At 72.2% G+C, this 11,830-nt stretch carries 12 protein-coding genes; 3 read left to right on the forward strand and 9 right to left on the reverse strand.

The annotated features are described in order from the left end of the window. From ACWDS7_RS20875 to ACWDS7_RS20900, 6 genes are all read right to left on the reverse strand, one after another. Nucleotides 1–443: bifunctional nuclease family protein (locus ACWDS7_RS20875; RefSeq protein WP_451930610.1), on the reverse strand; the 443-nt coding region annotated here is incomplete at its 3' end. A 79-nt stretch (nucleotides 444–522) separates the two neighbouring features. Beyond that, on the reverse strand, nucleotides 523–1,173 hold the full coding sequence (ftsR, locus tag ACWDS7_RS20880; RefSeq protein ID WP_451930611.1) for a transcriptional regulator FtsR: 651 nt from the start codon (nucleotides 1,171–1,173) through the stop codon (nucleotides 523–525). Between the two features lie 26 nt (nucleotides 1,174–1,199). Then, nucleotides 1,200–1,712, reverse strand: coding sequence for an FHA domain-containing protein (locus tag ACWDS7_RS20885; protein ID WP_271217508.1), 513 nt, complete (start codon nucleotides 1,710–1,712; stop codon nucleotides 1,200–1,202). 324 nt (nucleotides 1,713–2,036) lie between these two features. Next, entirely contained in the window at nucleotides 2,037–4,538 is a 2,502-nt protein-coding gene (locus ACWDS7_RS20890) for a mannose-1-phosphate guanyltransferase (protein WP_306874596.1), read from the reverse strand. Between the two features lie 3 nt (nucleotides 4,539–4,541). Continuing rightward, nucleotides 4,542–5,138 (reverse strand): CDP-alcohol phosphatidyltransferase family protein, encoded by a 597-nt coding sequence (locus tag ACWDS7_RS20895; protein ID WP_306874598.1) that lies wholly within the window; start codon nucleotides 5,136–5,138, stop codon nucleotides 4,542–4,544. Between the two features lie 251 nt (nucleotides 5,139–5,389). Further along, nucleotides 5,390–5,809: a hypothetical protein gene (locus ACWDS7_RS20900; protein ID WP_451930612.1), complete on the reverse strand. Its 420-nt coding sequence runs from the start codon at nucleotides 5,807–5,809 to the stop codon at nucleotides 5,390–5,392. Between the two features lie 352 nt (nucleotides 5,810–6,161). On the opposite strand from ACWDS7_RS20900, the gene ACWDS7_RS20905 reads away from it, so the two are divergent. The 3 genes from ACWDS7_RS20905 (at nucleotide 6,162) to ACWDS7_RS20915 (ending at nucleotide 8,528) form a co-directional block, all read left to right on the forward strand. Next, nucleotides 6,162–6,770 carry a class I SAM-dependent methyltransferase gene (locus ACWDS7_RS20905; RefSeq protein WP_451930613.1) on the forward strand — a complete coding sequence of 203 codons (609 nt, stop codon included), beginning with the start codon at nucleotides 6,162–6,164 and terminating at the stop codon, nucleotides 6,768–6,770. 85 nt (nucleotides 6,771–6,855) lie between these two features. After that, nucleotides 6,856–8,037, forward strand: coding sequence for an acyl-CoA dehydrogenase family protein (locus ACWDS7_RS20910; RefSeq protein ID WP_306874606.1), 1,182 nt, complete (start codon nucleotides 6,856–6,858; stop codon nucleotides 8,035–8,037). 68 nt (nucleotides 8,038–8,105) lie between these two features. After that, complete coding sequence (locus ACWDS7_RS20915; RefSeq protein WP_306874609.1) at nucleotides 8,106–8,528, forward strand: SRPBCC family protein; 423 nt, start codon at nucleotides 8,106–8,108, stop codon at nucleotides 8,526–8,528. On the opposite strand, the gene ACWDS7_RS20920 is transcribed toward ACWDS7_RS20915, so the two are convergent. The 3 genes from ACWDS7_RS20920 to ACWDS7_RS20930 form a co-directional block, all read right to left on the reverse strand. Further along, a complete protein-coding gene (locus ACWDS7_RS20920) occupies nucleotides 8,470–9,825 on the reverse strand; it encodes an APC family permease (RefSeq protein ID WP_451930614.1) in 1,356 nt (451 codons plus the stop codon). The two genes, ACWDS7_RS20915 and ACWDS7_RS20920, sit on opposite strands and share 59 nt — an antisense overlap. Nucleotides 9,826–10,120: 295 nt before the next feature. Continuing rightward, a complete protein-coding gene (locus ACWDS7_RS20925; RefSeq protein WP_451930615.1) occupies nucleotides 10,121–10,903 on the reverse strand; it encodes an enoyl-CoA hydratase/isomerase family protein in 783 nt (260 codons plus the stop codon). After that, nucleotides 10,900–11,814, reverse strand: coding sequence for an alpha/beta hydrolase (locus ACWDS7_RS20930; RefSeq protein ID WP_451930616.1), 915 nt, complete (start codon nucleotides 11,812–11,814; stop codon nucleotides 10,900–10,902). Before ACWDS7_RS20930 ends, ACWDS7_RS20925 begins: the two co-directional genes overlap by 4 nt. Nucleotides 11,815–11,830 lie beyond the last annotated feature (16 nt).

Here is an 11,830-nt window from a genome sequence, read left to right on the forward strand (position 1 = left end):
GTGATTGTGTCAAGGAACTCCCTGAACTTCTCCACCTCGTCCTCCTGGTCGTCGGGGATGATCACCCCGGCCTCCCGGACCACGTCCTCGCTGGCGAAGATGCGCGCACCGGTGCGCAGTGCCAGGGCGATCGAGTCCGAGGGGCGGGCACTCACCTCGACCCCGTTGGAGAACACGAGATCGGCGAAGAAGATCCCGTCGCGGAGGGCGACGATGTTCACCGTGCTCAGCCGGACGCCGAGCGCGTCGAGAACGTCACGGAACAGGTCATGGGTCAGGGGCCGCGGCGGCGGCTCCTCGGCCTGAGCCATGGCGATCGCGGTCGCCTCTGTCATGCCGATCCAGATTGGCAGATAACGCTCCCCATGTGCCTCCTTCAGCAGAACAATTGGCTGGTTGGAGGGCATCTCAACCCGAACGCCCACGACCTCCATCTGCAACACGGGCTGCTCCGTCTTCGCTGGATTCCGACCGGTTTGTTCAACGTAACACTCGTGGGGGTACGAGTGCCTGGTCAGGTTGTCACCGGCCCAGCACCCCACGCACGCCGGAACGTACCAGCGAGGCGTGCAATTCCAGCAGGAGGCCGGAAATCTCCCGGGCGGTCTCGTCGGCCTGGTCGATGGCGCCCGGCCCGCGGCGGCGCAGCAGCGGGGCGATGGCCTGTTCCACCAGCCCGGCCTCACGCTCGGCCGCGGCCTTGACCGCCCGCAGATGGCGGGCGTGCAGTCCGAAGGCGGCCAGCGCGCCGACGCTGCGGGCCACGGCCAGGGCCTCGGCGTCGTAGTAGCGGGCGACCGCGGCCAGCAGGCCGTAGTCCTCCAGCTCGGTGAGGGCCTCCTCGCTGAGCTCGGCGGCGGCGAGCAGCTCCTCACGGGTGAGGCGGACCTGGGGGGGCGCGTCGTCGGGGACGGCGCGCGGGCGGGCCACCGGCCGTTCCTCACGGTCGGCGGCCTCGAGATGATCTTTGATCACGCGCAGCGGCAGGTAGCGGTCACGCTGCTCGCTGAGGATGTAGCGGAGCCGCTCGACGTCGGCGTAGGAGAATTTGCGGTAACCGGAGGGACTGCGCTCCGGCTCGATCAACCCCTCGCCCTCCAGGAAACGGATCTTGGAGATGCTGACATCGGGGAACTCGCCCTGCAGGAGGGCGAGCACCTCCCCGATGCTCATGTGCGCACGAGCGGCCTGCGAGCTCATCATCCTCCAGCGGCGCCGCGGGTGAGGAAGACCAGGCGGAACTTGCCGATCTGGACCTCGTCCCCGCCGTACAGCGGGACCTCCTCGATCCGTTCGCGGTTGACGTAGGTGCCGTTCAGGCTGCCGACGTCGCGGACGGTGAAGACCCCGCCGCCACGCCGGTAGAACTCCACGTGGCGTCGCGAGACGGTGATGTCGTCGAGGAAGATGTCGCTCTCGGGGTGGCGGCCCACCGTGGTGAGATCGCTGTCCAGCAGGAAGCGGCTGCCGGCGTTGGGGCCACGCATGGCCACCAGCAGAGCGGTGCCCGGGGGCAGCTGCTCGACGGCTTGCCGCTCGGCGAGAAGCGTCTCTCCGGTCTCCGCCTCGTAGGCCTCGATCCCGGAGAGGGAGATGGTGGAAGTGCTGTCTCCGGGTGGTTCGGACCTGGTCAGCGGCGACCCGCATCGTGAACAGAAACGGGCATCCTCAGGGTTGGCATGACCGCACTGCGTGCAGTAGACGCTCGGCATCGATCGGCTCGGCCTCCTACCGCGAAGACGCGGCAACGGTGCTCAGGGATGCGCGCCTCGCTTCTTCGCTTCTCAGGTGTATTTTCTCAGACTGCGAATGCCGCAACATACACCGTTGAGAAGCAGAGATCAAGGCAGACGCTCGACCGCGGGTTCGGTCGATGACAAAGTTACAGCCGCGCGGCGTCCCCGGTCCATGCCGCCGCGCTGGGTTTGCCGGTCCGCTCGCACCGGCGCCCGCCGCCCGGGGCCGCCCGCTCACGCCGACGCCCGCCGCCCGGGGCCGCCCGCTCATGCCGTCACCCGCTGTCCGGGGCCGCCCGCTCACGTGGCCGCCGCCTCCTCCACGACCCGCGCCCAGTGTTCGAGCAGGCTCTGGGCGGAGTCGACGTCGCCGCCCTCGGCCCACAGGTGGGTGACGGCCTCGGCCGGGTCGGGCAGCACCAGCGCCCAGCTGCCGTCCTCGGCGACCACCCGCACCCCGTCGGTGGTGTCGATGCGGTAGTGCTCGGCGGCCTCGATCACCGAGCGCATCACCACCCCCTTGGCCGCCCACGGGGTCGGGACGGTGCGGCGCAGCAGCCTGGCCTCGGGGATCCGGGCGTCGATCTGGCTGAGCGACAGCCGCGTCCTGGCGACCAGGCCGAGCAGGCGCAGGAACACCGCCAGGCCGTCCACCGTGGGGCCGAACTCGGGCACGACGAAGCCGCCCCGCCCGTCCGCGGCGAAGATCATGTCCCGTCCCCGCGCGGCGGCGGTGAGCGCGTCGACGGCCGTGGAGGTCCACTCCACCTGCACCCCGTGGAAGCGGCAGACCTGCTCGGCCACCCGGGTGGTGGTGACCGGCAGCGCCACCCTGCCGCCGCGCCGCTCGGCCGCCACCAGGTCCAGCACCACCAGCAGGGCGCGTTCCTCGCTGATCAGCTGGCCCATCTCGTCCACCAGCGCGACCCGCTCCCCCACGGGGTCGAACCGCACCCCGAAGGCCGCCCTGGAGGAGCTGACGAGCTCCGACAGGCGCTGCAGGTCGCGGCGGCGCTCGGCGAGGGTCTCGGTGGGCGAGGCGTCGTCCAGCCTGTTGTTGACGGTGAGCACGTCCACCCCGACCCGGCCGAGGAGGCTGGGCAGCACCAGCGAGGAGGTGCCGCCCGCGCAGTCCACCACGACCTTCATGTCGGCGTCGCGGACCCCGGTCATCTCGACGCAGCGCAGCAGCTCGTGGGTGTAGTCCTCGACCGCCCGGGCGGGGAAGCTGAGCTCGGCGATCTCCCCCGGGAAGGCCCGGCGGAACTCCTGCCGGGAGAAGACCCGGTCCAGCTTGCGCTGGGCCGCCTGGGACAGGTCCGCGCCGCGCTCGTCCATGAAGACGATGTCGACGCTCTGCGGGTCTCCGGGGGTGGTGCGCAGCGCGATGCCGCCGACGGCGTTCTCCCTGGCGGTGTGGAAGCGGGAGACCGGCAGCGGGGCCGCCTCCAGGTCGAGCACGTTGATCGCGCTGGCGTTCAGGGCGCTGATCACGGCCCGCTTCAGCGCCCGCGCGGCGCGCGAGGAGTCGCGGGAGGTGATGACCGAGGTGCCCTTCTTGAGGGTGGTGGCGTAGGCGCTGGCCAGCCGTACGCACAGCTCGGGGGTGATCTCCACGTTGACCAGCCCGGACACCCCGCGCGGGCCGAACAGGTTGCGCTGGCCGCGCGGCTCCCAGATGACGCTGGTGTTGACCACCGCCCCCGCCTCGATGGTCTTGAACGGGTAGACCTTGACCCCGGAGGAGACGTAGGCCTCGGCCTCGATGATGCACTCGTCCCCGACGACGGCGCTCTCCTCGATCCTGGTCCCGGTCATCAGGTCGGTGTTCTTGCCGATGACGCAGCCGCGCAGGTGGGCGCGCGGTCCGACGTAGACGTTGTCGTGGACGACGGCGCGGTGCAGGAAGGCGCCCTCGCGGACCACGACGTTGCTGCCCAGGACGGTGTATTCGCGCAGCTCGGCCCCGGCCTCGACCTTGGCGTAGTCGCCGACGTAGAGCGGGCCCTTGAGCGTGGCGTCGGTGTCCACCGAGGCGCCCTCGGCCACCCAGACGCCGGGCGAGACCTCGAAGGCGTCGATGTCCACCTTGACGCGGCCCGACAGCACGTCGGCCTGGGCCCTGAGGTAGCTCTCGTGGGTGCCGACGTCCTCCCAGTAGCCCTCGGCGACGTAGCCGTACAGGGGGGCGCCGCGGGCCAGCAGGCGGGGGAAGACGTCCGCCGACCAGTCGACCGCCTCGCCGGCGGCGATCTCGTCGAGGACCTCCGGCTCCATCACGTAGATGCCGGTGTTGACGGTGTCGGAGAAGACCTGGCCCCAGGTGGGCTTCTCCAGGAAGCGCTCCACCCGGCCCTGGTCGTCGACGATGACGATGCCGAACTCCAACGGGTTGGGCACCCGCTTGAGCCCGATGGTGACCAGCGCGCCGTTCTCCCGGTGGAAGCGGATCATGTCGGTCAGGTCGATGTCGGTGAGCGCGTCGCCGGAGATGACGAGGAAGCGGTCGTCGCGGAGCTTGTCGGCGGCGTTCTTGACGCTGCCGGCGGTGCCGAGCGGGACGTCCTCGGTGGCGTAGTGCAGGCTCATGCCGAGCTCGTCGCCGTCGCCGAAGTAGTTGCGGACCAGGGCCGCCAGGAACTGCACGGTCACCACGGTCTCGGTGAGCCCGTGCCGCTTCAGCAGACGCAGCACATGCTCCATGATCGGCCGATTGATCACAGGTAACAGGGGTTTGGGCTGGTTCGCGGTCATCGGCCGGAGCCGTGTCCCTTCCCCGCCCGCCATCACAACGGCCTTCACACATCACCTCTTAAGGCGTCTGGCTCCTCTGACGAGCTGCCGCACCTGTACCCAATACAGCACCCCGGACCACCAGTACAGACCTGTGCCCCAGATCGCCAGCGACCAGCCGACGATTCCGGCCACATCCGCGTACCAGACGTCGTGGTGGGCGAGGAAGAGCAGCGGGAAGGCGTAGAGCAGGTTGGCCGTGGCGGCCTTGCCGAGGAAGTGCACCGGCAGCGCCGGGCCGTATCCGAGACGGCGCAGGACGGGCGGGATGCCCAGCAGCATCACGTCGCGCAGCGGGATCGCCAGCGCCAGCCACCAAGGGATGATGTCCCGCATGGCCAGGCCGAACAGGGTGGCCAGGATGTAGAGCCGGTCGGCCAGCGGGTCGAGCAGCCGGCCGAGCCTGCTGGTCTGGTTCCAGGCCCGGGCGATCTTGCCGTCGAGCCAGTCGGAGAAGCCGGCCAGCATCAGCAGCGCGACCGCCCAGCCGTCGGCCCTGGGCCCCAGCACCAGCCAGAGGAAGACCGGCACGCCGAGCAGTCTGGCCAGGCTCAACGCGTTGGGAACCGTCCAGATTCGGTCCTCGGCCCCCGATGCTTCCGGATTCACCCGCATGTCTCCCGTCCCCGCACTTGATGCCGACCCTACCGGTGCGGGGCGCGCACAGGCCGTACCGCCCGTTCCGGACCCATCGCCCCGGCCTGCGGGCCCGCGCCGGGACGCGGGGTCTCACGGACGGCCCACGGGGCCGCTGCGGCCCTCAGGCCCCCGAGAGGGACTTTCACCCGGCCGAAGGCGGAAAACGGCGCCGCGGGCGCCCCCGGGCCCAGGTGGGTCCGGTGACGCCCGCGGCGGGGCTCTCAGGAGCGGCGTACGGCTGCGCGGGGCGACCAGGCCCAGATCAGCACGGCCACGGTCAGGCCGAACAGGGCCAGGCCGCTGGGCACGTGGGTGCCGAGCATCTCCCAGCTGAAGTGCTGACCCATGCCGACCAGGAGCAGGCCGAGGCTGGCCAGCGCGGGCCACCCCGCACCCCGGCCCGGCCGCCACAGCAGCACGGCGGCGACGATCTGCAGCAGCGCGATCAGATGCACCACCATTCCGGCCATGACATGGGTCTCACCCAGCTCTCCCCCGCTCTGCACGGCCTGGCCGGCGAACGAGGCGGCGACGACCAGGCCGGCCGCCTGGGCGGTGACCAGGATGCGCAGGCTGTAGAGCAGGCCGGCGGAGACGGGGCGGCCCTGGGCTGTGGACGGCGGGGCGACGACCTCCTGCATGGGATGTTGTCCTTCCTCGGGTGACTGGTTGGAAGCACATCGTGGCCGCGGCGGACGTGCCGGGTCGTCAGCCTGGGGGGTGACTCCTCGATCCGCCTCGTGGCGGATTCGCGACCGGGCGGGAGTCCGCGCCGACCGGGCCGGTCCGGCGGGCGGCCGCCACGGCCCGGGTGCGGTCGCATAGGCCCGGCCTGTCCGTGGCAGCCGGAAGCCGGCGGGCCCGCCGAGGCTTCTCCCCCTGCACCCGCCGGGGCTCCTCCTCCTGTAGGAGGGGGATCTCCTCCTGCGAGTGGCCGAAAGATCGGCCGAAGGACTGAGCCGCGCGGCTCGGAGAGCATTTACTCTTCACAGCATGACCAATGACACCACGCTGTTCCTGGGGCAGTGGATCCGTTCCCCGGGAACCGTCGGGGCGGTGGCTCCGAGCTCGCGTCGGCTCGCCGAGACGGTGACCACGCCGGTCCCCCATCGAGGTGATCCCGTGGTCGTCGAGCTCGGTCCCGGCACCGGGGCGTTCACGGCGGAGATCCAGCGGCGGCTGGGCGGCCGGGGTCATCACATGGCGGTCGAGATCAACCCCAAGCTGGCCGACTTCCTCTCCGCCCGGCACCCGAAGGTCGACGTCGTGGTCGAGGACGCGGCGCGGCTGCCGCAGTTGCTGCAGGAGCGCGGCTTCCACCGGGCCGACGCGGTCGTGAGCGGGCTCCCCTGGGCGGCGTTCTCGGAGGAGACGCAGACCCGCCTGATGGACGCCGTCGTCGCGATCATGGATTCCAACACGGCCTTCACCACCTTCGCCTACAGCTTCGCCAAGCGCCTGCCTCCCGCGCAGCGCTTCCGGCAGCGCCTGTTCGACACCTTCGAGGAGGTCGTGGTGGGCCGGACGGTGTGGGGCAACCTCCCCCCGGCCTTCGTCTACCACGCGCGCAGGCCGCGGCAGCAGGTCGCCGGCCAGGGCTGAGCGGCAGGCCGTCCCGCGGCGGGGCTGGAACCCGAACAGAACTCCGTTCTACCATTGCGCACGCAACTGAACGGAGTTGATCACGGTGGACTTCACGCTTCCCGACAGCGCCCTCGCCGTCCAGCGCGGCATAGCCGACATCTGCGCACGCTACGACCTGGACTACTGGCAGCGCTGCGAGACCGAGAAGCGCTGGCCCGAGGAGGTCTGGGCGGAGCTGGCCAAGGGCGGCTGGCTCGGCCTGGCCGTCCCCGAGGAGTACGGCGGAGGCGGCCAGGGCCTGCTGGAGCTGGCCGTGGCCACCGAGACCCTGTCGGCCTCCGGCTCGGCCGGGGGGTCGGCGTTCACCTACGTCCTGACGCCGGGCTTCGGCGCCATGACCCTGGCCCGGCACGGCAGCCGGTGGCAGCGCGAGGAGCTGCTGCCCAAGCTGGCCACCGGCGAGCTGGAGACCTGCTTCGCCCTGACCGAGCCCGACGCCGGGTCCAACGCCCTGGGCATATCCACCTTCGCCCGGCGCGACGGCGGCGAATACGTCGTCAACGGCCAGAAGATCTGGATCACCGGCGTGCAGCGCGCCACCTGGATGCTGCTGGTCACCCGGACCGTCCCGGCCGCCGAGGCCAGACCCCGCACCAACGGCCTGACGGTCTTCCTGGTGAACGTGCCCGAGGCGGTCGCCGCCGGGCAGCTGTCCTTCCGGCCGATCCCGAAGATGGGCGCCAACACCACCCCGTCCAACATGGTCTTCGTCGACGACCTGCGGGTGCCGGCGGCGAACGTGGTGGGCGAGGTGGACCAGGGCGCGCTGGTGCTGTGGGACATCCTCAACCCCGAGCGCGTCCTGCTGGCGGCCTCCGCCCTGGGCGGCGCCGAGGTCGCGCTGAAGGTGGCCGTGCAGTACGCCAAGGAGCGTGAGGTCTTCGGCCGCCCGATCGGGGCCAACCAGGCCATCGCCTTCCCCCTCGCCCAGGTCAAGGCCAAGATCGAACTGGCCAGGCTGATGCTCTACAAGGCCGCCTGGCTGTTCGACAACCACCGGCCCTGCGGCACCGAGGCCAACATCGCCAAGCTGACCGCCTCCCAGGCGGCCTGGGAGGCGGCCGACCACGCCTTCCAGACCCACGGCGGCATGGCCTACTCGCTGGAGTATCCGGTCGCCCGCCTGCTGGCCGACGCCCGCATCGGCAAGGTCGCCCCGGTCACCGAGGAGCTCCTGCTCAACTACCTCGCCACCCAGGTCCTGGGGCTGCCCAGAAGCTTCTGAGCCGGTTGCGGGGCGGGCCGTACGGGCAGGACCGTAGGCAGGTCGGGACGCACACGAGGGAGTGGCCGATGTCCGCCTATGCCAGCACCGTGGTCAACGCCTCAGCCGACGAGGTGTGGGCCTATCTGAGAGACTTCGGCAACCTGGCCGAGTGGCTGCCCGGAGTCGCGCTCTGCGAGATCGAGGAGGGTGACGGCTCCCGGCCCGGGGCGGTGCGCAGGGTCGAGGGCGCGGGCGGCCTCTTCCGGGAGCGGCTGCTCACCCTCGACGACGGCGCCCGCTCGGCGACCTACGAGATCGTCGAGAGCCCGCTGCCGCTGCGGGACTACCGGGGCTCCTACCGCGTCTCGCCGGTCACCGACAGCGGCCGGGCCTTCGTCGAGTGGTCGGCCGCCTTCGAGGCCGACGACGAGGCGAAGATGACCAGGATCCTCACCCGCGCCATCTTCGAGCCGGGCCTGGCCGGCCTGCGCGAGCGCCTGCGGCCCTGAGACCGCCCGCCGCGCCCCGCACCGCGCCCGGCCGCCGCACGGCGGCCAGGAGACCGGCCGCCGCCGGTACGGCGGGCACGAGGAGATAGGGCCCGCAGGAGGCCAGCAGGACAAGGGTGAGGGCCGTGGCCGCGGTGGCGACCTGGCGCCCCGGCCGGGGCAGCAGCCGGGTCGCGGCGGCGACACCGACCGCGGTGACGGCCGCCAGGCAGGCCGAGGTGGCGCGCATGAGCGTGTCGAGGTCGAGCTCGCCGACCGTCGCCGCGGCGGTGAGGGCGGCGGTCAGCACGGCCAGGAGGGTGAGGCTGCGGGCGGGCACCTCTCCCGGCGCCGCCCCCTTCGCCAGGGGGCGGGGCAGGGCGCCGTCGCGGGCCAGCGCGGCGCCCAGTCTCGCTCCCCCGGCGAGGTAGGCGTTGACCGCGCCGAAGCTCAGCAGCACGGCCGCCACCGCGGTGAGCGGCCCGGCCAGGGCGCCCACGCCCTCCTCCAGCAGCAGGGCGAGCGGGACCGGCGAGGAGGCGGCCCGGCCGCCGAGCACGCCGACCGTGACGACGGCCAGCCCCAGGTAGAGCACGCCCACGATCGCCAGCGTCAGCGCCGTGGCCCGCGGCAGGTGGCGGCGCGGGTCGGCGAACTCGGCCGACAGGTGGCTGGCGGCCTCCCACCCGACGAAGGCGAAGAAGAGCACCCCCGCCGCGTGGGCGACCCCGCTCCAGCCGTGGGGGGCGAAGGGGGTGAAGTTGCCCGGCCGCACGGCGGGGGCGGCGACCACGACCGCGGCCACCAGGAGCGCGGTCAGCAGGGCGAGCAGGACCAGTTGCAGGCGCCCGGAGAAGCGCAGGCCGGCGTAGTTGGCGGTGAAGGCCGCGGCCAGCAGGGCGCAGGTCACCGCCACCGTCCCGGCCGGGCCGAGCCCCAGGCCCGAGGCGACGTAGCGGGCGCCGACCATGGCCCCGGCCAGCACGCCGATCGGGACGGCGAAGTAGAACCACCAGCCGGTCACCGCCGCCACCCGGCCCCCGAAGGCCCGGGCGGCGAACGTGGCCACCCCTCCGCCGTCGGGGAAGCGGCCGCCCAGCGCGGCGAAGGTCAGCGCGACCGGCACGCTGAGCGCCAGCAGCGCGGCCCAGGCCACGACGGAGGCCGGGCCCGCGGCCGCCGCGGCCAGGTGCGGCAGCGCCAGCACACCGGGCCCGAGCACGGCGCCCAGGAAGAGGGCCGTGCCCTGGCCGAGTCCGAGCCGGTGACCGGGCGCCGCCTCCGCGGGCCCCGCCGTCACCATCTGTGTCTTCGCCATCAGCGCTTCCTTCCGATCGGCCGGTGACATGCCGATGAAGGTAGCCAGATGACTGTCCGAAATTATCCCAGGATGTGCACATGGTCGAAAATATGGCGTTATTCCGGGCGGGAGTGAACATCGTACGGATACCGCCCGTCCCTTCCGGACGGATGTCCGGCCGGATCGCGGATCTCCAGCCGGTCGGACCGGAGCGTGTGCCCTGCCACCGGGCATACGGCCGGCCGACCCTGGTCGAGCGCCTGCCACCGGCCATACGGCCGGCCCCGGTCGAGCGCCTGCCCCGGGCCCGCGGTCAGCCGAACCTGGGCGGGCGCTTGTCCCGGACGGCCCGCACTCCCTCGGTCACGTCCGGGCCGGTGAAGCCGAGGAACTCCATGGCCAGGGAGGCGTCGAAGGAGGGACCGGCGAGGCGGAGCCAGTTGTTGAGGGAGTATTTGGTCAGGCGGATCGCCTCCGCCGAGCCGCCGGCCAGCCGGGCGGCGATCTCCACCGCCCTCGCGTGCACCTGGTCGTCGTCGACGCAGAGGCTGACCAGGCCCATCGCCTCGGCCTGCTCGCCGCTGACCGGCTCGCACAGCAGCAGGTGATACTTGGCCTTGGCCAGTCCGCACAGCAGCGGCCAGACGATGGCGGCGTGGTCGCCGGCCGCGACGCCCAGCCGGGTGTGGCCGTCGATGATGCGGGCCGTACGGCCGGCGACGGAGATGTCGGCCAGCAGCGCGACCGCCAGACCCGCGCCCACCGCGGGGCCCTGGATGGCCGACACGACGGGCTTGGAACAGTTGAGCACGTTGTAGACGATGTCGCGGGCCTCGGTGAAGATGCGCATGCGCGTGCCGTGGTCGCGCGTCATCTCCTCGATCATCGACAGGTCACCGCCCGCGGAGAACACCTCGCCCTCACCGCGGACGACGACCGCGCGCACGTCGTCGTCGCGGTCCACGTCCCGCCATACCTCGGCCAGTTCGCGGTGGCCGGTCATGTCCACGGCGTTGAGCCTGCGCGGCTCGCTGATCACGATCCGGAGCACCCCGTCGGCGGCCCAGTCGATCTTCAGCTTCTCGTAGTCCCTCACCGGAACGCCTCCCCGAGCCGCGCGGCGGCGTAGTCACGCGCCTCGGCCGCCTGGTCGAAGAACCCGGGCAGGCCGAAGAAGCCGTGGATCGCCCCCTCGTAGCGCCTGACCTCGACCGGGACCCCCGCCGCCGCGAGCTGGGCGGCGTAGGTCTCGCCCTCGTCGCGCAGCGGGTCGAACTCGGCGGTGATCACTGTCGCCGGGGCCAGCCCCGCCTTGTCGGCGAGCCGGACCGGGGCCAGCCCGGGGTCGGCCGGGTCCCCGCCGTACTGCTCGATGAACCAGGCCATCTCGTGGGCGGCGAGCCCGAAACCGGTGGCGTAGTCACGGTAGCTCGGGGTGTCCATGGCGACGTCGGTCACCGGGTAGACCAGCACCTGGTGCGCCAGCCGCAGGCCCGCGTCACGGGCCCGCCAGGCCGCCACGGCGGCCACGTTGCCCCCGGCGCTGTCGCCGCAGACGGCGATCCGCTCCGGGTCGGCGAGATACGCCTCGGGGCGGGCGAAGACGTCCTCGACCACCGTCCACGCGTCGTCGGCCGCGGCCGGGAAGGGGTGGTCGGGGGCGAGCCGGTAGTCCACCGAGACCACGACCGCCCCGGTGCGCGCGGCCAGGTCCCGGCCGAGCGCGTCGTTGCGGGCCACGCTGCCGAACACCCAGCCACCGCCGTGGAAGTAGACGATCGCGGGCAGCGGGTGCTCGCCCTCCTCCGGCCGGTAGATCCGGACCGGCACTCCGCGCACGACCTCGTCCCTGACGGACGGCAGCGGCACGGCCGGCCCCCGCTGCTCCGCGAAGCCGTCCATGGTCCGCAGCCGGGCGATCAGTTCGGGAGTGAGCAGGGAGACGGGGGTGTCGAGATCCGCCGGGAACAGCTTCACGTAGGCCTCGGCCTGGGGGTGCAACGGCATGACCGCACATTACCCG

The sequence above is a fragment of the Streptosporangium sp. NPDC003464 genome (assembly GCF_053588315.1).

What these genes read in the sequence shown, in the direction of transcription:
- ACWDS7_RS20920 (WP_451930614.1), bottom strand. Translation starts at nt 9,825, where the DNA reads ATGGCGAAGACACAGATGGTGACGGCGGGGCCCGCGGAGGCGGCGCCC.
- ACWDS7_RS20885 (WP_271217508.1), bottom strand. Translation starts at nt 1,712, where the DNA reads ATGCCGAGCGTCTACTGCACGCAGTGCGGTCATGCCAACCCTGAGGAT.
- ACWDS7_RS20915 (WP_306874609.1), top strand. Translation starts at nt 8,106, where the DNA reads ATGTCCGCCTATGCCAGCACCGTGGTCAACGCCTCAGCCGACGAGGTG.
- ACWDS7_RS20900 (WP_451930612.1), bottom strand. Translation starts at nt 5,809, where the DNA reads ATGCAGGAGGTCGTCGCCCCGCCGTCCACAGCCCAGGGCCGCCCCGTC.
- ftsR (WP_451930611.1), bottom strand. Translation starts at nt 1,173, where the DNA reads ATGAGCATCGGGGAGGTGCTCGCCCTCCTGCAGGGCGAGTTCCCCGAT.
- ACWDS7_RS20905 (WP_451930613.1), top strand. Translation starts at nt 6,162, where the DNA reads ATGACCAATGACACCACGCTGTTCCTGGGGCAGTGGATCCGTTCCCCG.
- ACWDS7_RS20930 (WP_451930616.1), bottom strand. Translation starts at nt 11,814, where the DNA reads ATGCCGTTGCACCCCCAGGCCGAGGCCTACGTGAAGCTGTTCCCGGCG.